This window comes from Spirulina major PCC 6313 (assembly GCF_001890765.1).
Lineage (GTDB): Bacteria > Cyanobacteriota > Cyanobacteriia > Cyanobacteriales > Spirulinaceae > Spirulina > Spirulina major.
This window is the reverse complement of the sequence record NZ_KV878783.1, coordinates 1296994-1318305: the sequence shown is the minus strand read 5'-3', so window position 1 is coordinate 1318305 and position 21312 is coordinate 1296994. Positions and strand designations below refer to the sequence as shown.

18 protein-coding genes are annotated in these 21312 nt (G+C 56.0%); 11 read left to right on the top strand and 7 right to left on the bottom strand.

Annotation, left to right across the window (positions count from 1 at the left end; genetic code table 11):
* Positions 1-92 precede the first annotated feature (92 nt).
* Complete coding sequence (mnmE, locus tag SPI6313_RS05635) at positions 93-1463, top strand: tRNA uridine-5-carboxymethylaminomethyl(34) synthesis GTPase MnmE (RefSeq protein ID WP_072620118.1); 1371 nt, start codon at positions 93-95, stop codon at positions 1461-1463.
* Between the two features lie 16 nt (positions 1464-1479).
* Here mnmE and SPI6313_RS05630 read toward each other — a convergent pair whose 3' ends face one another.
* Together SPI6313_RS05630 and dxr are read right to left on the bottom strand one after the other, a co-directional pair.
* Positions 1480-1683, bottom strand: coding sequence for a hypothetical protein (locus SPI6313_RS05630; RefSeq protein WP_072620117.1), 204 nt, complete (start codon positions 1681-1683; stop codon positions 1480-1482).
* Between the two features lie 17 nt (positions 1684-1700).
* Positions 1701-2891, bottom strand: a complete 1191-nt coding sequence (gene dxr, locus SPI6313_RS05625) for a 1-deoxy-D-xylulose-5-phosphate reductoisomerase (protein WP_072620116.1) — start codon at positions 2889-2891, stop codon at positions 1701-1703.
* Positions 2892-2970: 79 nt separating this feature from the next.
* On the opposite strand from dxr, the gene SPI6313_RS05620 reads away from it, so the two are divergent.
* Genes SPI6313_RS05620 through SPI6313_RS05610 form a run of 3 tightly spaced genes read left to right on the top strand, consistent with a single transcriptional unit; the run spans position 2971 to position 5494 of the window.
* The gene (locus tag SPI6313_RS05620; RefSeq protein ID WP_072620115.1) at positions 2971-3543 is read left to right on the top strand and encodes an Npun_F5749 family FMN-dependent PPOX-type flavoprotein; all 573 of its coding nucleotides are present in this window, start codon (positions 2971-2973) and stop codon (positions 3541-3543) included.
* Positions 3516-4748: a nucleotidyltransferase domain-containing protein gene (locus SPI6313_RS05615; protein ID WP_072620114.1), complete on the top strand. Its 1233-nt coding sequence runs from the start codon at positions 3516-3518 to the stop codon at positions 4746-4748. Before SPI6313_RS05620 ends, SPI6313_RS05615 begins: the two co-directional genes overlap by 28 nt.
* Positions 4745-5494 (top strand): HAD family hydrolase, encoded by a 750-nt coding sequence (locus SPI6313_RS05610; RefSeq protein ID WP_072620113.1) that lies wholly within the window; start codon positions 4745-4747, stop codon positions 5492-5494. Before SPI6313_RS05615 ends, SPI6313_RS05610 begins: the two co-directional genes overlap by 4 nt.
* 188 nt (positions 5495-5682) lie before the next feature.
* Here the strand turns inward: SPI6313_RS05610 and ald are convergent, their stop codons facing one another.
* A complete protein-coding gene (ald, locus tag SPI6313_RS05605) occupies positions 5683-6768 on the bottom strand; it encodes an alanine dehydrogenase (protein WP_072620112.1) in 1086 nt (361 codons plus the stop codon).
* Between the two features lie 149 nt (positions 6769-6917).
* Here ald and SPI6313_RS05600 point away from each other — a divergent pair, with 149 nt between their 5' ends.
* Positions 6918-8606, top strand: coding sequence for a DUF3685 domain-containing protein (locus SPI6313_RS05600; protein ID WP_072620111.1), 1689 nt, complete (start codon positions 6918-6920; stop codon positions 8604-8606).
* Positions 8607-8881: 275 nt separating this feature from the next.
* Here SPI6313_RS05600 and crr read toward each other — a convergent pair whose 3' ends face one another.
* Positions 8882-9391 carry a PTS glucose transporter subunit IIA gene (gene crr / locus SPI6313_RS05595; protein ID WP_072620110.1) on the bottom strand — a complete coding sequence of 170 codons (510 nt, stop codon included), beginning with the start codon at positions 9389-9391 and terminating at the stop codon, positions 8882-8884.
* A 279-nt stretch (positions 9392-9670) separates the two neighbouring features.
* Here crr and SPI6313_RS05590 point away from each other — a divergent pair, with 279 nt between their 5' ends.
* Entirely contained in the window at positions 9671-10522 is an 852-nt protein-coding gene (locus SPI6313_RS05590; RefSeq protein ID WP_217650740.1) for an ABC transporter ATP-binding protein, read from the top strand.
* Positions 10523-10555: 33 nt separating this feature from the next.
* Complete coding sequence (gene scpB, locus SPI6313_RS05585) at positions 10556-11110, top strand: SMC-Scp complex subunit ScpB (protein WP_072620108.1); 555 nt, start codon at positions 10556-10558, stop codon at positions 11108-11110.
* 126 nt (positions 11111-11236) lie between these two features.
* On the opposite strand, the gene SPI6313_RS05580 is transcribed toward scpB, so the two are convergent.
* Entirely contained in the window at positions 11237-12079 is an 843-nt protein-coding gene (locus SPI6313_RS05580) for a helix-turn-helix domain-containing protein (RefSeq protein ID WP_139276744.1), read from the bottom strand.
* Between the two features lie 172 nt (positions 12080-12251).
* On the opposite strand from SPI6313_RS05580, the gene SPI6313_RS05575 reads away from it, so the two are divergent.
* A complete protein-coding gene (locus tag SPI6313_RS05575; RefSeq protein ID WP_072620107.1) occupies positions 12252-12881 on the top strand; it encodes an NAD(P)-dependent oxidoreductase in 630 nt (209 codons plus the stop codon).
* 44 nt (positions 12882-12925) lie between these two features.
* Here the strand turns inward: SPI6313_RS05575 and lysS are convergent, their stop codons facing one another.
* Positions 12926-14635, bottom strand: coding sequence for a lysine--tRNA ligase (gene lysS / locus SPI6313_RS05570; protein WP_072620106.1), 1710 nt, complete (start codon positions 14633-14635; stop codon positions 12926-12928).
* A 282-nt stretch (positions 14636-14917) separates the two neighbouring features.
* Between lysS and SPI6313_RS05565 the strand changes: the two genes are divergently transcribed.
* Positions 14918-16081, top strand: coding sequence for a pyridoxal-phosphate-dependent aminotransferase family protein (locus tag SPI6313_RS05565; RefSeq protein WP_072620105.1), 1164 nt, complete (start codon positions 14918-14920; stop codon positions 16079-16081).
* Positions 16082-16458: 377 nt separating this feature from the next.
* Here SPI6313_RS05565 and SPI6313_RS23905 read toward each other — a convergent pair whose 3' ends face one another.
* Positions 16459-17796, bottom strand: coding sequence for a PPC domain-containing protein (locus SPI6313_RS23905; protein WP_217650509.1), 1338 nt, complete (start codon positions 17794-17796; stop codon positions 16459-16461).
* A gap of 239 nt (positions 17797-18035) precedes the next feature.
* On the opposite strand from SPI6313_RS23905, the gene SPI6313_RS05555 reads away from it, so the two are divergent.
* Positions 18036-18230, top strand: a complete 195-nt coding sequence (locus SPI6313_RS05555; RefSeq protein WP_072620104.1) for a hypothetical protein — start codon at positions 18036-18038, stop codon at positions 18228-18230.
* Positions 18231-18314: 84 nt separating this feature from the next.
* Complete coding sequence (polA, locus tag SPI6313_RS05550) at positions 18315-21179, top strand: DNA polymerase I (protein ID WP_072620103.1); 2865 nt, start codon at positions 18315-18317, stop codon at positions 21177-21179.
* The last annotated feature ends 133 nt before the right edge of the window (positions 21180-21312 follow it).

The window sequence follows — 21312 nt, the reverse complement described above, 5'->3', positions numbered from 1 at the left end:
AGCGATCGCACTCTTTCCGTCCGTGACAAGGGGGCGACCCTCAGGCCAAGATAGAAGGTCACAGGATTAACACGTTTGGAGCATCTGCACCCATGCAACAGGGCGACACGATCGCGGCGATCGCATCAGCAATTGTTCCCAACCAGGGGAGTATCGGGATTGTGCGGCTATCAGGCGGGGACGCGGTGGCGATCGCGCGGCAACTGTTCCACGCACCGGGACGGCAACCCTGGGAGAGTCACCGCATTCTCTACGGCACGGTACGCGACCCCCAGACGGGGGCGGTGGTGGATGAAGCCCTGTTGTTGTTGATGCTTGCGCCGCGATCGTTCACGCGGGAAGATGTGGTGGAGTTCCACTGTCACGGCGGGATGATGCCGGTGCAGCAGGTGTTGAATCTCTGCTTGGCGGCGGGGGCGCGATTGGCGCAACCGGGGGAATTTTCCCTGCGGGCGTTCCTGAATGGGCGGATTGACTTGACCCAGGCCGAAAGTGTGGCGGATTTGGTGGGGGCGCGATCGCCCCAAGCGGCCCAGACAGCGATCGCGGGTCTCCACGGCAAACTCGCTGCGCCGCTGCGGGCATTGCGATCGCAGTGTTTGGATATTTTGGCGGAGGTGGAGGCGCGGATTGATTTTGAAGATGACTTACCGCCGTTGGATGAAGGGGCAATTCGTGAAGCCGTGGCCCAGGTATCGGCTCAGGTGGGGCAGATTTTAGCAACGGCGGATCGGGGGGAGTTGCTGCGCAGTGGCTTGAAGGTGGCGATCGTCGGGCAGCCCAATGTAGGAAAATCCAGCCTCTTAAATGCCTGGAGTCGCAGCGATCGCGCCATCGTCACCGACTTGCCCGGAACAACGCGGGATGTGGTGGAATCGAGCCTGATTGTGGGGGGAATTCCGATTCAGGTACTTGATACGGCGGGGATTCGGGAGACGGGGGATCAGGTGGAACGGATTGGGGTGGAGCGATCGCGCCGGGCTGCAACTGAGGCGGATTTGATTCTGTTGATGGTGGATGCGGTACAGGGCTGGACGGTGGCCGAGACGGAAATCTACGCCGCCATTCAGCACCGGCCGCTGATTTTAGTGATCAACAAAACCGATCTCGCCCCGCCGGAATCGGTAGCCTATCCGCCCGAAATCCAAACCATCGTCCCCACCACAGCGACCACCCAGACGGGAATTGAAGCATTGGAGGCGGCAATTTTAGCCCAAGTGGAGCAGGGACGAGCGATCGCCGCTGATCTCGATATTGCGATCAACCAACGCCAAGCTGCCGCCCTAACGCGGGCCCAAGGTGCGATCGGGCAAGTGGCCGAAACCATCACCGCCCAACTCCCCCTCGATTTTTGGACGATTGATCTGCGCACCGCGATCCAAGCCCTCGGCGAAATCACTGGCGAAGAAGTCACCGAATCCGTCCTCGATCAAATTTTCAGCCGTTTTTGTATTGGAAAATAGTCAGTTTGTTTTTGCTTCAATCAGGGCTAAAGAGGATTTGGGGTAAATTCACGATCGCATGCCACAAATCCTGCGGGCCGATGCCAAGGGTCACTTGGAGCACCACCAAAATCACGGCCACCGTGAACGCCGTTTGGACGCTGGTTTTGAGCACTTTCACTAACCACGTAAACACCAGCCAAGCGATCGCAAGAGCAGCCAAAAGCAGAAGCAATTCCATAACAGTCAGGGGCGAACTTAACGCAGGGCAACGGTAGTTTTTTCTAAAGCGTCGAGGGCTTCAATGGCGGCTTGGCGGGCCCAGCGATCGGCTTCCAGAATATCCTCTAGGGTGGGTTGGCTCATGTTTTGGGCGGTGAAGCGATCGCACACCTGTTCAATCAATTGAGGAATCGCCACAAATTTCACCTTTTCTTCCAGGAACAGCGCCACCACCTGTTCATTAGCGGCATTTAACACCGCTGGCATCGCGCCCCCGGCTCGCCCGGCGGCATAGGCCAGTTGCATACAGGGATATTTAGCGTGATCCGGCTCCCGGAACGTGAGATCCCCCGCTTTGACAAGATCCAGCGGTTCCCATTGGGTGGGGAGGCGATCGGGATAGGAGAGGGCATAGAGCAATGGTAAGCGCATATCCGCCCAGCCCAATTGCGCCAAAACCGAGGTATCTTGCACCTCGATCAGAGAATGAATAATGCTTTGGGGATGGATGACAATATCAATATGGTCGTAGTCCATCCCGAAAAGATAATGGGCTTCGATCACCTCTAAGCCTTTATTCATCAGGGTGGCGGAATCAATGGTGATTTTTTGCCCCATCGACCAGTTGGGGTGCTTGAGGGCATCGGCAACGGTAACTTGGGCGAGCTTTTCCACGGGCAGATCACGGAATGCGCCCCCGGAGGCGGTGAGGATAATCCGCCGTAATCCTCCCGCTGGCACGCCTTGGAGACATTGGAAGATGGCGGAATGTTCGGAGTCGGCAGGGAGAAGTTTCGTGCCGTGTTTTTCCACGAGGGGGAGGACGACGGGCGCACCGGCAATCAGGGTTTCTTTGTTGGCGAGGGCGATGTCTTTGCCGGCTTCGATCGCGGCTAGGGTGGGGAGGAGGCCGGCACAGCCCACAATGCCGGTGACGACGCTGGTAGAATCTCCGTAGCGGGCGACTTCCACGACTCCGGCTTGACCTGCGAGGATAATCGGTTGGGGGTCGAGGTCGGCGATCGCAGCTTTCAGGTCGGGTAATTTACGCTCGTTTTGAATGGCGACAATGTCCGGTTTAAATTGGCGCACTTGGGCGGCGAGGAGGTCAACATTGTTGCCCGCTGCTAACCCCACCACGCGGAATTGATCGGGGTGATGTTCAACGATATCGAGGGTTTGCGTCCCAATGGAACCTGTGGAGCCGAGGATTGCGATCGCTTTCACAATAAATCTACCGTGTGTAACGTCAATAATAATTTTTTTAGAATTAGTTAAAACTGTACTATGGATTCGCCCATTCCTTATGTCCCTTGCTCCGTGGCGATCGCCCCTAGCCCGCGCCCTCCATCGTAACCGCGCCCTCCCCAATGCCCGTTATCTGCAATTGGCCACCGTGTCCCCCATGGGCGATCCGGCCAATCGTACCGTGGTGTTTCGCGGGTTTAGTGAGGCGGGCGATCGCCTCCGGATGATCAGCGATCGCCGCAGCGAAAAAATTGCCCATTTGCAACACCATCCCTGGGCCGAACTCTGTTGGTATTTCCCCAAAACCCGCGAACAGTTTCGCCTGTTAGGGCAAGTTGCGATCATTACCGCCGAATTGGGGAATCCTGAAGACCAAGCCGAACGTCTCACCCTCTGGCGAGAGATTTCCGACAATGCCCGCGCTCAGTTCGGTTGGCCTGCACCGAAGCAGCCGGTACAAGGGGGAGAAGAAGCGATCGCCGTCGATCCGCACCAGCCCCCCGCCGCCTTTTGTCTGTTGCTGTTCACCGCCCAACAGGTGGATCATTTACTGTTGCGGGGCGACCCCCAAACCCGCCACCTATACACCCAAACCGATACCCAATGGGCCATGCAACCCGTCAACCCATAGCCATCGCCCCTCAGCCCGTTCGCCCCCTGGAGTTGTTGCTGGCCATTTGTCGATCGCAGTTCCATCCAGACCCCCTAACGGTAGAGTTTCCCGACGATTTCGCCTGGGCCGCGTTGGGGGACTTAGCCCATTGGCATGGGGTCTTTCCCCTCCTGTACCACAGCCTCAAGGGGAACCATTGGCAGCAGATCCCCCCAGACCTGCAAAGCCGTTGGACAGAGCAGTTTCACTACCACACCCAACGCAATTTCCAACTCCTGATCACCCTGCGTCACCTGCTCCAGGCTGCCGCCTCGGAACCGTGGCAACTTTTGCCGGTGAAGGGGGTGACGCTGGCTCTGTCGCTCTACGGCAATGTCACCCAGCGACGGATTCGGGATTTGGATCTGTTGGTGGAGGTGGATCAGGTGGCGCGGGTGCAGGCGTGGTTAGAGGGGCTGGGGTATCAATGCAGCGATCGCCTTTCGCTCCCCCAGCAGCAACACCGCTGGCACACCCATTATGAAACGGTGTTACACCATCCCGAAACGGGGGTACAGCTTGACCTCCATTGGCGTGTTGCCCCGGCCTATTTTGCCTGTCAATTGCCCGTGGCGGCGGTGCTGGCGCGATCGCACCCGGTCATCCATCAGGGCATCACGTTTCCGCAACTCTGCCCGGAAGATCTGCTCTTATTACTCTGTTTAAATGGCGCAAAGGATGGCTGGCTAGAGTTGCAGCATCTCTGCGATCTGGCGGCGGCGGTGCAGGCCTATCCGGCGTTGGATTGGGCGGTGCTGTGGGAACGGTGTCGGGCCTATCACGGCGAACGGGTGTTGCTGTTGGGGTTGGGGTTGGTGGAACGACTGTTAGGGGTGACGTTGCCGGAGAAGGTCCGGGGTCAGGTGCAGCGCGATCGCATTGTGAACCCCCTGATCGCGGAGCGGTGCGATCGCCTCGCTGATCCCCACCCCACCGCCACCACCGTTTTAGAAAATCGCCTCTTTCCCCTCCGTCTCCAAACCCCACCCCAACAGGTGCGATCACTCCTCACCCTGCTGCTGCCGATCAACGAACGCGACCTCGATTGGATTGAACTGCCGCCCTGGCTCTATGGGCTGTACTATCCCCTCCGCTTCCTGCGCCTGAGTCGCAAATATTGCCAAGCGATCGGAATCAAGATGCTAAGATTCAAGGCAGCGAGCCATGTTAGGCCAAAGCAATGATCCTTCCCCAAGCCCTGATTTTTGATGTTGATGGTACGCTGGCTGAAACTGAGCGCGACGGTCACCGGGTGGCGTTTAACCAAGCCTTTACCGAAGCCGGTCTAGATTGGGACTGGTCGATCGCCGAGTACGGCAAGCTCCTCGCCATTAGCGGCGGCAAGGAACGCATCCATCACTATTGGCAAACCGCCCAAGCCGATACCCCCATCCCCGACCCGCCCGAAGCCTTTATCGCCCGCCTCCACCGCCACAAAAGCGAGCATTATCACCAACTCCTCACCGCCGGAACCATTACCCTCCGCCCAGGGGTGGAACGTCTCATCACAGCGGCACGGGCGGCGGGAGTGCGGTTAGCGATCGCCACCACCAGCGCCCTCCCCAATGCGATGGCACTCCTCGAAACCAGCCTCGATCCGGCTTGGTTTGAGGTGATCGCAGCGGGGGATATTGTGCCCCAGAAAAAGCCCGCCCCGGATATTTATCACTACGTTTTAACTGAATTGAACCTACCCGCATCAGCCTGTCTGGTGTTGGAAGATTCCGCCCACGGCCTCACCGCAGCCACCCAAGCCGGACTCACCACCGTGATCACCGCCAATGCCTACACCCAAGGTCAGGACTTCACAGCGGCGGCTCTGGTGGTGAACCATCTCGGCGAACCCGATCAGCCGTTAAAGGTCATTCAAGGGGAAGCGATCGCGCCTTATTTCAGCCTCGACTGGGCCCGCCAGCTTCTCGTTGCTTAGACCCTACGGTTTATACATAACTCAAGTTGCGAGGCTGGATCGAGTATGAGTGAGCCAGAGGCTCACACTACCATTGCTGAAATCCTCTGGAGTGTGAGCTTCTAGTGGACTGTCTAGCCTCAGGTTGAGCCTATCAAAATCCGATCACTCCGACTTCGATCAGCTCAGTCTGCGTTGTCTTTTCTGAGTCACACCAAATCGGGGAACTCTTCGCGGACGGCGGGGTGGATGAGTTGGCCGTGTTTGACGTTTAAGCCCTTGTTGAGGGCGGGATTTTGGGCGATCGCTCCTTCACCCCCTTGCGCCAATTGCAGCGTATAGGGCAGGGTGCTGTTGTTCAGGGCTTGGGTCGCCGTCCAGGGCACAGCGCCGGGCATATTGGGGATGCCCACATGGACGACACCCGCTTCGGTGTAGGTGGGTTCTGAGTGGGACGTGGGGCGCAGGGTTTCAATACAGCCCCCCTGATCCACCGCCACATCCACAATCACCGCCCCGGTGCGCATCCGTTCCACCATGGCGCGGGTCACGAGCTTCGGCGGTTGTTTCCCCGGCACGAGCACCGCCCCGACGACGAGATCGGCATTGAGTACGGCTGCTTCAATCGTTGCGGGGGTGCTGTAGAGCAGTTCCACCCGTGAGCCAAAGAGATTTTCCAGTTCCGTGAGGCGATCCACATTGATATCAATAATTTGTACCTGTGCCCCCAAACCGATGGCCATTTTCGCCGCTTCCGTGCCGACAACACCGCCACCGAGAATCACCACGCGCCCCGGACTCACCCCCGGCACACCACTGAGCAGCACGCCGCGACCGCCCTGCTGTTTTTCTAAATATCGCGCCCCCATCTGTACCGAAAGACGACCGGCGATCGCACTCATCGGCGCAAGCAAGGGCAACCGTCCCCCCGGCAACTCCACCGACTCATAGGCCACCGCCACGCCGCCCGCTGCCATCAGGGCTTCTGTCAAACTGCGGGCTGCGGCCAGGTGCAAATAGGTAAACAGCAACTGATCTTTGTGGAGATAGTCATACTCCCTCGTGAGCGGCTCTTTCACTTTCACCACCATCGGCCGCGACCAGGCTTCGGCCGCCGTGGCGACCAGTTTCGCCCCCGCCTGCTCATAATCGGCATCGGTAAAGCTTGACCCCAAGCCTGCCCCGGTTTCAACCCAGACATGATGCCCACGGCTACAGAGGACTTGCACACTGTTCGGTGTCAAGCCGACGCGGAATTCTTGGTCTTTGATTTCTTTGGGCAGTCCAATTTCCATCGTTATCGCCATTCATTTCAAGTTGTATGGTGATAATTCTAGAAAATCAGTCAGGATTTGGAACAAGATGACCCGCGACGGGAAAAGTCAGGGATAATGGAATCCAAATATTGTGTTAATGTTGCGCCTTTGGATGTGCTGCTGCGACTGTGAGTAATGCGAAACCCACCCCCAATGCTTCCCCAGATGATCGCACTATTGCGCTCCACATTATCGACCCTGATCCGGTCTTCTGTCTGGGGTTAGTTGCGGTTTTAAGTCCCCTGTCGTGGGTGTATATCGTGGTGGCGGGGGGGTGGGATGCAGAGCCGGAACCGGAGGCGATCGCTGCCTTACCCGCTGCCGCCACCCCCGTTACTCTAATCGACTGCGGTGGCGATTGGGGTCGCCTCGAACAATGGCAGATCCACCATCCAGAACAGTTACTCATTCTCCTCACCCCCTGCTCCGATCCTGCCCAACGCCAAACCCTGAAAAATCTGGGCATTGAGGGCTATTGTCCCAAGGGCAGTTCCCCTGCGGTGATCCGCTCGATCCTGGAGCAAGTGGCAGCGGGAGAAATCGTTTGGCCCAAAGACCGCCCGACTCGGTTAATCCCGTCTCCCCATTTCCCCAACCGCCCCCCAACTTGGCTGTATAACCTGCGCCGCTCCGGGTTGAGCCAAATTAATACAGCCCTAACGCTGTTGAGCGATCGCATCGACCAAGCCCCCCTTGCTCCCCTCGATCGCTTGATCCTCCAAGGGCAACAGCGCGAACTACGGGCGGCGCGGTGGTGTCTGCATCAACTGCTGCCGGTGGAGGTGATTTTGACCCCCACCGATGAGGTGGAACGGGTTCCGGCGGTTGCCGAACCGGAACATGTCGCCGGAGAATTGGTAGAAGCCGCTGCCGAACTGACCGCGATCGCAACCCGGTTTACGCCCCTCCTCAGTGCCAGCCGAGCGGGGTTGGTCAATAAAAGCGGCGTGGTGATGGAAATTGATATTTTGCGGCGCGATCGCTGTTCAGAATTACTCTATCTGATCAGTCAAACCCTGACCCGCTGGTGCGACGAAGCCCAACACCTCCAACTCGACCCCGACGCAATCCGCCGCCAAACCCCCGACCTTCTCCGCGACCTCTGGCAACAAATCACCCTCGAATGGTTGCGCCGCTACTATCCCGGCCAACGCCAAAACACTGCCCTCGTCGATCTCGTCTGGGCTGAATTTCCCAACATCGCCGCCCCCCTCACCCAAAGCCCCCACGCCGCCGCCCTCCTCGCCCATCTGATCCATCACACCCCGATCCCCGTCGAGCAGATCGACTATCGCGGCGAATCACCGGAAGCCGCAGCGCGATCGGCCATTCTGCTCGATCATCTCGTCTTACAGTTAGCCAATGGCGTGATCCAGTTGGTGCTCAATCAATATGCCGACGTGGAAGCGGTGAAATATCAACTCTACGATCGCCGCTATTTTTCCACCCGCGCCCTGACCCGCTTCCGCAATGAATTATCCTGGCGGTTCCGTCTTGATGCCTATTGGCACGAACCCCGCGCCATTTTTGAAAGTCGCTATCGCCTCTTCTATCTCGACGGCAACACAATTCGCCACCAATCCATCTACGGAGCGCGACAGGAGGAACTCCAGCAACTCCAAGGCCTCCGCTGGTGGGTGACGATCGCCCTCGAAACGCGAGATGCGATCGCGCCCAGGGTGCGATCGCTCATCGCCTGGCTCGGCCAAGGGGTGGTCTATCTGTTAACCCAAGTGATCGGGAAAGGTCTGGGATTAGTGGGACGCGGCATCATCCAAGGCTTAGGCAACAGTTTAGATCAACGCCGCAATGGGTAAAGCGATCGAATTAGTGAATCCTGTAAGGTGTGTTAGGCGGCTAAAATTTACATCAAAGAAAATAATCTAAAATCCGCCGTAACGCACCACATCAATGGCTGAATTTTGGGGATTGGTGCGTTACGCAGGAAGTAAGGTTAATCTATTTTCAACCCAATTTCTCGCCTGCTAACGCACCCTACAAAAACTAGATTTTGGGGATTAGTGCGTTACGCAGAAAGTCGGATTTAACTCTTTTAATCGGCTTTTTTGCTTGATAACGCACCTTACCTCTACTATTTTATTACGCGCAAAATTGGAGTTTCACCCGCAACAACACTACCAGAACGTTTGTTCAGATCTTTGATTTCATTCATATTGGAAATAACAACTGGAGTTAATGTTGATCTTGCCTTCATTTTCAAAAGATCTAAATCTAATTCTATGATAGTATCACCAACTTTAACCGCCTGTCCTTCTTTCGCAATACGTTTAAAACCTTCTCCTCTCAGCTTCACTGTGTCTATACCAAACTGAACAAGCAGTTCAACACCATTGTCTGATTCAATCGAAAAAGCCTCATTACTCGGAAATATCTTTCTAATTGTCCCATCTATAGGTGCAACCATTTTGTTTCCTACTGGTTTGATAGCTATTCCATCACCAATAATTTTCTCAGCAAAAACAACATCAGGGACATCTTCAATGTTTACAATCTCACCAGAAAGTGGCGCAATAATATCTATAGCACCTGCATCTGCACTATCATCGCTTACCAAAGCACTTAATTTATCAAACAAACTCATTTTGAACTTTCTTGTTGGAATTGGATAAATTTCATGCCAATCCTATCCTACTTGTACAAAAGGTGCAAGTAAACTTAGGATTTTGAAGATTGGTGCGTTACGCAGGAAGTAAGGTTAATCTATTTTCAACCCAATTTCTCGCCTACTAACGCACCCTACAAAAACCGGGTTGCGATCGCCACAATGAAGTTACTCTTCTCCCTTGGTCTCGCAATGGTGCTACCCTACGAAATGTCCTGCGCTGTCGGGACGTTTGCTCACTCCTTTACTGGTTGAATTATCGTGTCTGCTGTTACTCTCGATCGCGTCTGCAAACTCTACAACAACGTTCCTGTGGTGCAGGATCTCTCGTTTGAAATTTCGCCGGGGGAGATGTTCGGGCTGTTGGGGCCCAATGGGGCGGGGAAATCTACCACGATTCGGATGTTGATTACCTTGACGGAACCCAGTAGCGGCCGGATTGAAGTGGCGGGCCATGATGTGACCCATAATCCGGCGCTGGTGAAGCGGTCGATTGGGGTGGTGTTGCAGCAGATGAGTGTTGATATTGATTTATCGGTGTGGGAAAATTTGGAGTTTCATGGGCGGTTGCATCATATTCCGAAGGGGGAACGACAGCGCCGGATTGAGCAGTGGTTGGGGTATGTGGAGTTGAGCGATCGCAAAGATGACCGCGTTAAAACCCTCTCCGGGGGGATGAAACGCCGCCTCCAAATTGCCCGCGCCCTGATGCATGAACCGGATATTCTCTTTTTGGATGAACCCACGGTGGGCCTCGACCCCCAAAATCGCCGCCGGTTGTGGGAAATTATCCGCGACCTCAACCGCCAAGGGATGACGATGTTGCTCACCACCCACTACATGGATGAGGTGGAATTTTTGTGCGATCGCATCGGCATTATGGACGGAGGGCGGTTGATTGAGTTGGGAACGTTGGAGGAATTTAAGGCGAAGCACGGCTCTGGGTTAATTGTGCGGCAGGTGGGCGATCGCCTCGAATCGGAATTTTTCCCCACCCTCCAAGCCGCCAGCGACCACCTCGACACCATCCCCGACAAAACCGGGATGATGTGCCGCGCCTCCAACCTTGAAGATATCTTTGTCAAACTCACCGGCCATCAGTTAGATTGATGTGTTGATCAATTCTGTGTGTTTAAGTTGTCTATGACCGATTCCGCCCCCCGTCTCGCCACCTGTATCGAAGCGATTCTCTACCTTAAAGGACAACCGATGACCCTAGGGGCGATCGCAGACTATGCCGGATGTGGGCGCAAAACCGCCAGCGATGCCCTCCTCGAACTGATGGACGACTACGCCCACCGCGACAGTGCTCTAGAAATCGTCGAAACCCCCTCCGGGTATAGCCTCCAACTCCGCCCCACCTTTGAAACCCTGATTCAGCACCTCGTTCCCGCTGAACTCGGCATCGGCGCTCTGCGTACCCTCGCCGTCGTCGCCCTCAAATCCCCGATCATCCAAACCGACCTGATCGAACTCCGGGGCAGCAGCGCCTACCAACAGGTGCAAGAACTTGTTGAACTCGGCTTTGTTCGCAAACGCCGCCAAGCCGAAGGCCGTTCCTACCTCCTCGAAATCACTGACAAGTTTCACCATTATTTTGAAGTAGACGAACTCTCGAAAATCATGGCGGAGCACCGCCCCCTCTCAGAACCCGCCGAAGCATTAGACGAAATCGCACTCGACGAGTCGCCCCAGTAGGGGAAGCGATCGCCTCAGACTGAATCCGGATAATACTCAAGTCCCTCCCCCGCTCTGGGAGAGAGATTTAGGGTGAGAGCAATGGCTTCAGTCATAGGTGAACCAGCGGCAAGGTTGATCCTGGCGTTAACCTGTTCGATAGGCCTTGGGGGTGATTCCGGTGACTTGGCGAAACTGTTTGCTCAGATGGCTATGGCTGTTGAATCCACAACTGAGGGCAATGTCTACAATGGCTTGATCGGTCTGTTTGAGCAGGTGTTTGGCCCGTTCGATGCGTTGTTGAATCAGATAGCGGTGGGGGGATAGGCCGATGGACTGTTTAAAGAGACGGCTAAAGTGAAACTGACTCATTCCCAGCAGTTGGGCCAGGGCTTCGAGTCGGATTTCTTGGTCGAGATGAGCTTCGATATAGTCCAGAATTTTGCGCAGATGTGGAGGGGGTAAGCCGCCGTCGTAGGTGGGGAGGTGGGGCGTGGTGGTGGCGTGGTGGCGAAGGAGGTTGACGGCGAGGGCGTTGGTGAGGGAATCCTGATAGAGAGGGTTGCCAAGGCCGGGCTGTTGCGTTTCCGTGAGGAGGAGGCGGGCGATCGCTTCCAGTTGCCCATTGCGCACCTGAAAATCGGGACGAAGTTGGAGGCGATCGCCCGCCGTTTTCACAATGTCTTGGGCCACCCGTTGCAAAAACTCAGCCCCCAATTGAATTTTGAGACAATGTTCCTCCCCCTCCCAGCGCACAAACAGCGGCGTTTGCGCAGGCGTGATCAGCATATCCCCTGGACGATATACCCCCTGATAACGCTTGCCATCCTGCACTTGCAGATACGACAAGGGCCGCGAGGCTAAGGATAAAAACAGGGTGTGCTCGGTGGACTGAAAATCGCCTTCACCCGGAGGATTGTGGAGCAACTCGACCCGCAGGGCGGCTAGATGTTGCTGGCAAGACTGGGATGCGGCATCGGAGAGAACCAAATTGTGCACGGGACTCTTGACGGGAATTTTTTCCCATCATAGTCAAGGGTGCGATCGCCCCACTGGGTCAACAGGCACAACTCACCGCACGATTGTACAAGCTCCGCAAGAAACAGATAGTCTCAAACCCTTGTCCTGCCTAAGCTAAGGATGTTGTTTACGAGCACATCTTATGAAACTTTTGATTTTTGGCGCAACGGGTACAGTTGGTCGCCATGTGGTGACCCAAGCCTTGGCGCAAGGCCATCACGTCACTGCCTTTGCCCGCAACCCGTCCGGCCTCGGTCTTCAGCACCCCCATTTGCACCTGTTTCCCGGTGACGTGTTCGATCGCGCCACCGTCGAGCAAGCGGTGCAGGGTCAAGATGTCGTCATCTGCACCCTCGGATCAGGACAACAACTCACCGGCACGGTGCGATCGCAGGGAACCCGCCACATTATCGAAGCGATGCAGCGGACGGGGGTGCGGCGACTGATCTGTCAAACTACCCTCGGTGCTGGGGAGAGTTGGGGCAGCCTCAACTTTTTCTGGAAACGCATCATGTTTGGGCTAATCTTGCGCTATGTTTTTGCGGATCATGAGCGGCAGGAGCAGGATGTGCGAGCCAGCGGGTTGGATTGGACGATTGTCCGACCGGGGGCCTTTGTGGAGGGCGATCGCACCGGCCATTATCGCTACGGCTTCCCCGGCACGGATCGCACGTCCGCCCTCAAAATTTCCCGGCCCGATGTGGCAGATTTTATCCTCAAACAATTGAGCGATCGTGTCTCACTCCATCAAGCCATCAGTCTGTCCTATTAGTTTTCAATCACCCCCTCCCACGGGATGGGGTGATTGAGGCAGTGTTAAACAATGCGATCGCATCCATACTGTTCGCGGATATGTGCATTAAAAAATTGACCGAGGGACGGCGCTTGTTTGAGCGCGTGATAGAGGTCGGGCGGCACATCGTTGTAGTGGTAAACGCTGCCTTGGTTAAAGGTCACTTTGAGGATTTTTTTTTCCGCGTCGTAGTCCGCTGAAGCGATCGCCGCGCTGGTGTTTTTCAACAGCGGAAACGCAATCACATCCCGGATACTTGGCGCATCGGTCAGCACCATCACCAGGCGATCAATCCCAATTCCTAATCCCCCCGTCGGCGGCATCCCATATTCCAACGCCGCGAGAAAATCCTCATCCACGCCATGGGCCTCCACATCCCCCGCCGCCTTTTTCGCAGCCTGGGCTTCGAGACGTTGCCGTTGGTCGATAGGATCAGTGAGTTCCGAAAAGCTATTGGCCGTTTCCCGTCCGACAATGAACAATTCAAACCGCTCCACGAGGCCCGCTTTTTCCCGGTGGGGTTTCGTCAGGGGCGAAATTTCCAGGGGATAGTCAATGATAAAGGTGGGTTGAATGAGGGTGGCTTCTACTTTTTGCTCGAAGGCGGCATTGAGGAGATTCCCGATGCTGGCGCAATCGTCCGGCACATGAATGCCCACGGCTTGGGCGGCTGCGATCGCCTCACCCACATCACTAAACGCCGTCAAATCAACCCCCGTCGCCTCCCGTACTGCATCGTGCATCGTCACCCGTCGCCAGGGCGGGGTGAGATCAACCGCTGTGCCTTGGTATTGGAGTTTGAGCGTACCGAGCACCTCCTGAGCGGCGGTGGTGACGAGGGCTTCCGTGAGGGCCATCATGTCGTGATAGTCGGCATAGGCTTGGTAGATTTCAATGGAGGTGAATTCCGGATTGTGGCGGGTCGAAACCCCTTCATTCCGGAAAATCCGCCCCAATTCAAACACCTTTTCAAAGCCGCCCACGATCAACCGCTTGAGGTGCAGTTCCGTGGCAATGCGCAGATACAAATCCATCTGCAAGGTGTTGTGGTAGGTGATGAAGGGGCGAGCTTCTGCGCCGCCGGCTTCACTTTGCAGGACGGGGGTTTCGATTTCGATGAAGTCGTGGTCGTCGAGGTAGCGACGGATGGCGGCGGTGATTTTGGCGCGGCGGCGGAAGGTTTCGCGCACGTTCGGGTTAACGATGAGGTCAACGTAGCGTTGGCGGTAGCGTTTTTCCGTGTCGGTGAGGCCGTGCCATTTGTCGGGGAGGGGCAGCAGGGATTTGGTCAGCATCGTGTAGGTGCTGACGTTGACGGAGAGTTCGCCTTTTTGGGTACGGCGGATCGTGCCGGTCACACCGATGATGTCGCCTACGTCGGTGAGTTTTTTGAGGAGGTTGAAGGCGTTGGGGCGGTCTTCCATGTGGGCGGTGACGCGCTTTTTGTCAAAGTAAAGCTGAATCGTGCCGCTCTCGTCTTGGAGGGTGAAAAATGCCAATTTTCCGAAGACCCGTCGCGCCATAATCCGACCTGCGATCGCCACAGGATCTTCCACTTCCGCTTCCGGGGCCAGGTCGGCGTATTTGGCCTGCAACTCAGCGGCGTGGTGGGTGGATTCCCACCGGTAGGCGTAGGGGTTCATCCCTTCGGCTTGGAGTTGATCGATCTTTTCGAGGCGGGTGGCGCGGATGTCGGCTAGCGTGGATTGAGCGGGATTGGTGTCAGCAGCCATAGGTTAATTAGGGTGTAGAGGTTGGGCAAGGGAGACGGAAGCGTTGATGTGTTGATTTTCTATTCAATTATAGCAAAATTCCGACATTTATGCGAGCCGATTCGGTCAATTAAGCAGAGACCACTATACCCTAGAACCAAATTCCTGTATAGGGTTGAGCGATCATCAATCGGTGCGATCGCCCCTCCATCCCCGCCCCAAACGTTAACTAAAATTCAAAGACAAAAGGGAGCAATGACTCCGATAATAAGAAATGAACGGTAACAAATTTAACAAAAATCCATGGCTTCCCCCCAACCCCTGACGGCCCCCACGGTCAATCAACAGGATCACCTCCACCTCGCCCCCCTCAACGTCCCCACCCGCCTCCTCTTAGGCCCTGGCCCCTCCAACGCAGACCCAGCGGTACTTGCGGCCTTGAACCGCCAACCCATTGGCCACCTCGACCCTGCCTATCTCCAACTGATGGACGAGGTGCAAAGCCTGCTGCGCTACACCTGGCAAACCACCAACCCGATGACCCTTCCGATCAGCGGCACGGGGTCGGCGGCAATGGAAGCCACCTTAGCGAATGTGGTGGAGCCGGGCGATCGCGTCCTCGTTGGAGTATCGGGGTACTTCGGGCATCGTCTCGTGGATATGGCGGGGCGCTACCGGGCCGACGTGCGCACCCTTCATAAATCCTGGGGGGATGTGTTTAGCCTCGCTGAACTCCGCACCGCCCTCGAAGAATGCCGCCCCCAAGTCCTCGCCCTCGTCCATGCTGAAACCTCCACCGGAGCGCGGCAACCCCTCGAAGGGATTGGTTCTCTCTGTCGCGAATTTGACTGCCTCTTGCTCGTGGATACTGTCACTAGCCTTGGGGCTGTGCCCCTCTTCCTCGATGAATGGAATGTAGATCTCGCCTACAGTTGTAGCCAAAAAGGGTTAAGCTGCCCCCCCGGAATTTCCCCCTTCACCATGGGCCCCCGCGCCCTCGCAAAACTCGACAATCGCAGCACTAAAGTCGCCAACTGGTATTTAGATATGTCCATGCTCCGTAACTATTGGGGCAATGGTCGGGTCTATCACCACACGGCCCCGGTCAACATGACCTATGCGATTCGTGAGGCTCTCCGTCTCCTGTCCGAAGAAGGGCTAGAGCAGGTGTGGGCCCGCCATCAACGCAATGCCGAACAGTTATGGGATGGTTTAGAGGCGTTGGGCCTGCGCTGTCATGTGGAGCGGGCCTATCGCCTCCCGACCCTAACCACGGTGCGGGTTCCCGATGGGGTGGATGCGAAGGCGGTGACGCGCCGCCTCTTGGATGAATACAACCTCGAAATTGGCAACGGCCTAGGGGAACTGAGCGGCCAGGTGTGGCGCATTGGCTTGATGGGCACGAATAGCCGCCCTGACAATGTGGAAACGGTGCTGACGGCGTTGGGCCAAGTGTTGGGGCGTTAGGACGATCGCGGGGCCGGATCTTGTCCCGGTTGATCATGAGGAATTGGGATGCGATCGCCATGGCAAACCCGCGATCGCATCCCGTTCACCCCCCGATCAACAGAAGGCGGCAAGATGAGCGATCGCACCCCCTAGTGCCATGGCACAGCTACAATCAGGCTTTACAGCTTGTTCACGCATTATCCTTACCCCAAACCCCACCCCGATCCGCCAAGCACTGAAGTTCTTGGCTCAGAGCGAAAGTGGGCTGATGCCCACTCTGGAACCCGTGTGAACGGGTTTTCGCTGTGAGGCGGGGATTTCAATCCCCGACGGGGAGGAATCGCTGCTGGGGTTATGGATCAGCCGTAACCTACCGATGAAGGTGTGTCACGCCTCTAGCGAATCGTGATCGTATATTGACCAAGATCGTCATTGCCGTACCCATTCACAAAAATGCGATAGATGCCGTTATAGGGGAGGGTAATGGTAACGCTGGAATTACTTTCACCATTCGCATCATCGTTTTGGGCCAGAATTTCTAAACCACTTTCATTAAAGACAGCGAGAAAGGTATCAAACTCATTGCTCCGGAGTTGAATCGTGATCGATTGTCCCGCTTGCCCTTCAAATAAATGTTCATCATAAAAGCTCCCATCTTCGTACTGCCGATCGTTGTTTTCGAGAGTGCCTTGACGGAGCAAGAGAAAACCCTGAGAGATACTTTGAGGATCGGGATTGATCAGGCTGGCAATTTCAGGGTTGCGGGTTTCGGGGGGGGGGTTTGGGTTGGTGGTGGTACTGGGTTGGGCAGCAATGTCGCTACCGTTGGGATCTTCGGGGGTTGGTAGGGCTGTGGTGCTGGGAACTTCAGGGGTTTCAGGAATTTCGGGCGTTTCAGGAATTTCGGGCGTTTCAGGGGTTTCAGGAACTTGGGGCGTTTCAGGAATTTCAGGGGTTTCAGGGGTTTCGGGCGTTACAGGAACTTCAGGAACTTCAGGGGTTTCGGGAACTTGGGGCGTTACAGGAACTTCAGGAATTTCAGGGGTTTCAGGAACTTGGGGCGTAACGGGAGGGAGTGCGGTGATTTGGGTGGGAATGCGATCGCTCGCTGATCCGGCATAGGTAATCACGCAGGTTTGGGCCGTTGAGCCGCTTTCGGCCTCACAGGCTACGCCGACGATCCGATAGGCAGGGTCGAAGAGGGCTTGGCGGCGGGGGCGATTGCCTTGACCATCATCAATGAGTAAACGAGCCACAAGGAGGAGCGGGCTGGGCGTGCCGCCGATGCTTTGGGTGAAGGTGGTGGCGTTGTTGGCGAGGATTGTGCCGGTCATGGCTGCGCTGAGGGCGGTGGCTGAGGCATTGCTCAAGCCGGGGGACACATCGAGGGGAAGGGCGGGGCGAAAGGTTTGGAGGACGGCGATCGCTTCATCGAGAGCTTCCACCCCTTCGGCGAGGGTGATGGGGTCTTCACCGGGAAAGAGGAGTTGATTGTCGCTGTAGTAGGTGCGGAGGGTGGTGAGCCATTGGGCATACCGTTGAGGATTGGAGCGGGCCCGGTTTAACTCCTGAACGACTTTGTACTCGACCACGGATAACCCCGAATTCTGGGCGGGGATTTGGGCAACAGGTCGGGACGGCTCACGCTCTAGCTGGGCGCGGGCCGGATCAGCTATGCCTTGGATGAGCACTCCACAAGAGAGGGCGATCGCACAACGTCGGATGAAAAACATAGTGATGATAGTCAGCGAGTAGGATAGTCGTTGAATGGATGATAAACGGTGATCAACCGGTGAAAATCGAGGAATTTGGAACCGAGTGACTGGGGGCAATGGGGGCTAGCTTGAAGTCAATGATACGCTCTGGGACGATCTCAAAGAGCCTTGCACTTTAGACCAAGTTTTGATGCTATTCTGTGATTTAATTTAACAAATTTGTAACAATTACCCTACCCAGTACAGCCCTCCCTGCCATGAAACTTGCCGAGATTCAACATGCGATCGCTCAAGAAACCTCAACCCTTGAGACCAAAATCGAGAAACGCAAGTGCATCCTCGATACCTATGTAGGGGACCCCACTCGCCTCCGCATTGAGATGGAAAAATGGAAATCTGAGCTTGAAGTGTGGCACAAGTGCCGCAACTGGATTGAGCAGGTAGACGGCTAATCGGAAATCCCGCAGCGGATTCTAACCAGAGAAGGCAGCGCGATCGCTTAGGATAAATGGGGTGTTCTTGATCCAAATCGTGCCTTGACCTCTTCCACGCTCCTGCTCATTGATGGCCATTCCCTCGCCTTTCGCTCCTACTACGCCTTTGCAAAAAGTAGTAGCGGCGGCCTCCGCACGGCGAGCGGCATTCCCACCAACGTCTGTTTTGGGTTCCTCAAAGCCCTCTTGCAGACAATGCAGGCCCATCAACCGGACTATTTAGCGATCGCCTTCGACCGCAGAGAACCCACCTTCCGCCACGAACTCTACGACCAGTACAAAGGCAGCCGCAAGCCCCCCCCAGACGACTTCCTCCCCGATCTTGAAAATCTCCAAGCCCTCCTCGCCCTGATGCAGATTCCGGTGCTCACCCAAGCCGGCTACGAAGCGGATGATATTTTGGGAACCCTAGCGCGGCAGGGCAAAGCCGCCGGGGTGGGGGTGAAAATTCTCAGTGGCGATCGCGATCTGTTCCAACTCGTGGATGATCACGCCGCAATCAGCATCCTTTATTTTGAACATCGATTCACAAAAAGCAGCATCGCCGGAGCCACGGAATACAACGAAGCCCTCGTGCGCGAAAAATTCGGGGTACGTCCCGATCAGGTGATCGACTACAAAGCCCTCTGTGGCGATAAATCCGATGATATTCCGGGGGTGTTGGGCGTGGGGGAAAAAACCGCCCAGAAGTTGCTCGCTCAGTACGACACCCTCACGGCGGTGTATGACCATCTCGACGAGATCACCGGGGCGGTGCAGGGACGACTAGAGCGCGATCGCGCCAACGCCCTCCTCTCCCAACAACTGGCCACCATCAATCAAGCTGTACCCCTCAGCGTCACCCTCCCCGACCTCACCCTCCCCAGCCTCGATCGCGACAGGATTCTCCCCGAACTCCAACGCCTCGAACTCAACCAACTCGCTCGACAGTTCGACCAATGGCAGCAGCAATTCGGCAGCACTGACCCCAGCCCCACGGTCGAAGCGGACGACATCGCCTTTTTTACCTACGCCGAAACCCAAGCCGCCCAAGCCGTTCAACCCGCCGCCATTACCCCCCAGATCATCAACAGCGACACCAAACTCGCCGCCCTAATCACCACACTCCAAACCTGCACCGACCCCGCCCACCCCGTCGCCTGGGACACCGAAACCACCGGCCTCGACACCCACACCGCCCACCTCGTCGGCCTAGGCTGTTGTTGGGGAACCGACCCGGATCAAGTCGCCTATATTCCCATCGGCCATACCCAGGGCGAACAATTAAGCTGGGATAGGGTGCGATCGCACCTCGCCCCCATCCTCACCAGTGCCGACTATCCGAAAGTCTTCCAAAACGCCAAATTTGACCGCCTTGTTTTGAAACATCATGGCCTGGAATTAAACGGCGTTGTGTTTGATCCCATGCTTGCCAGTTATGTGCTGCGCCCCGATGGTGAACATAATTTAACAGCCCTTTCCCACCGCTATTTAGGCGATATTGAAGCCCAACATTACAGCGATCTCAATATTCCCAAAGGTCAAACCATTGCCGATCAACCCATCGAAACAATCGCGATGTATTGCGGTTTAGATGCCTACGCCACCTATCAACTGGTGGAACCGTTGCGAGCGGAATTACAGCACCTTCCGGAACTAGAAAGGCTGTTTGATCAGGTGGAATTACCCCTAGAGCGGGTTTTGGCTGATATGGAATCCCTGGGAATTCGTATCAATCAAGACTATTTAAAAACCCTCTCCGACCAGTTAGCCCACCAACTCGCCGCCATTGAAACCCAAGCCTACGAGGATGCGGGAGAAGAGTTTAACTTAGGATCGCCCAAACAACTGAGCCAACTATTATTTGAAACCTTGGGGTTAAGTACCCGTAAAAGTCGAAAAACAAAAACCGGGTATTCCACGGATCACGCCACCTTGGAAAAATTACAGGGGGATCATCCGGTGATTGATTGCATTTTGAACTATCGCACCTTGTCAAAGTTGAAGTCTACCTATGTGGATGCGTTGCCCCTGTTGGTGAACCCGGACAGCGATCGCATCCATACGGATTTTAACCAAGCCGTTACCAGTACCGGGCGGCTCTCTTCCTCTAACCCCAACCTGCAAAACATCCCGATCCGCAGCGAATTTTCCCGCCAAATTCGCCAAGCCTTCCTTCCCCGTCAGGGCTGGCTCCTCGTCGCGGCGGACTATTCCCAAATCGAACTGCGCATCCTCGCCCACCTCAGCCAAGAACCGATCCTCCTCGATGCTTACCAACGCGGCGATGATGTCCATGCGGTGACGGCGCGGCTCCTGTTTGACACAGACGAGGTGACCCCCGATCAGCGGCGGTTGGGGAAAACGATTAATTTTGGGGTGATTTATGGCATGGGGGCGCAGCGGTTTGCGCGCGAAGCAGGGGTGAGTGCGACGGAGGGGCGCGAGTTTATCGACCGTTATCGCGATCGCTATGCCCAGGTGTTCGCCTATTTAGAACGCCAAAAACGCCAAGCGATCGCCCTCGGTTATGTGGAAACCCTCCTCAAACGGCGACGCTATTTTAATTTTGGCGATCGCTCCGTCACCGCCCTCCGGGGCAGTGATCCCGATGCGATCGATCTAGAGTCCCTCAAACGCCTGTCCCTGGGTGATTCTCAACTGCTCCGCGCCGCCGCCAACGCCCCGATCCAAGGCTCCAGCGCCGACATCATCAAAATCGCCATGGTCAACCTCCATCGCGCCCTCGAACCCTACCGCGCCAACCTCCTCCTCCAAGTCCATGATGAACTCGTCCTCGAAGTTCCCCCCGACGAATGGGACAGCCTTGAACCCCTAATCCGCTCCGTCATGGCCGCCGCGTTAACCCTAGATGTTCCCCTCAATGTAGACATCCACGCTGGCGCAAACTGGATGGAGGCGAAATAACCCCGCCCCCATCGCCCTAGTGTCACGGCACGCTTTAAATCCGTGGGTTACGGCTGATCCATAACCCCAGTAGCGATTCCTCCCCGTCGGGGATTGAAATCCCCGCCTCACAGCGAAAACCGGTTCACACGGG

What these genes read in the sequence shown, in the direction of transcription:
- SPI6313_RS05615 (WP_072620114.1), top strand. Translation starts at nt 3,516, where the DNA reads ATGGGCCATGCAACCCGTCAACCCATAGCCATCGCCCCTCAGCCCGTT.
- SPI6313_RS05565 (WP_072620105.1), top strand. Translation starts at nt 14,918, where the DNA reads ATGGCTTCCCCCCAACCCCTGACGGCCCCCACGGTCAATCAACAGGAT.
- SPI6313_RS05555 (WP_072620104.1), top strand. Translation starts at nt 18,036, where the DNA reads ATGAAACTTGCCGAGATTCAACATGCGATCGCTCAAGAAACCTCAACC.
- SPI6313_RS05620 (WP_072620115.1), top strand. Translation starts at nt 2,971, where the DNA reads ATGTCCCTTGCTCCGTGGCGATCGCCCCTAGCCCGCGCCCTCCATCGT.
- SPI6313_RS05575 (WP_072620107.1), top strand. Translation starts at nt 12,252, where the DNA reads ATGAAACTTTTGATTTTTGGCGCAACGGGTACAGTTGGTCGCCATGTG.
- ald (WP_072620112.1), bottom strand. Translation starts at nt 6,768, where the DNA reads ATGGAAATTGGACTGCCCAAAGAAATCAAAGACCAAGAATTCCGCGTC.
- SPI6313_RS23905 (WP_217650509.1), bottom strand. Translation starts at nt 17,796, where the DNA reads ATGTTTTTCATCCGACGTTGTGCGATCGCCCTCTCTTGTGGAGTGCTC.
- scpB (WP_072620108.1), top strand. Translation starts at nt 10,556, where the DNA reads ATGACCGATTCCGCCCCCCGTCTCGCCACCTGTATCGAAGCGATTCTC.
- mnmE (WP_072620118.1), top strand. Translation starts at nt 93, where the DNA reads ATGCAACAGGGCGACACGATCGCGGCGATCGCATCAGCAATTGTTCCC.
- lysS (WP_072620106.1), bottom strand. Translation starts at nt 14,635, where the DNA reads ATGGCTGCTGACACCAATCCCGCTCAATCCACGCTAGCCGACATCCGC.
- SPI6313_RS05610 (WP_072620113.1), top strand. Translation starts at nt 4,745, where the DNA reads ATGATCCTTCCCCAAGCCCTGATTTTTGATGTTGATGGTACGCTGGCT.
- crr (WP_072620110.1), bottom strand. Translation starts at nt 9,391, where the DNA reads ATGAGTTTGTTTGATAAATTAAGTGCTTTGGTAAGCGATGATAGTGCA.
- SPI6313_RS05630 (WP_072620117.1), bottom strand. Translation starts at nt 1,683, where the DNA reads ATGGAATTGCTTCTGCTTTTGGCTGCTCTTGCGATCGCTTGGCTGGTG.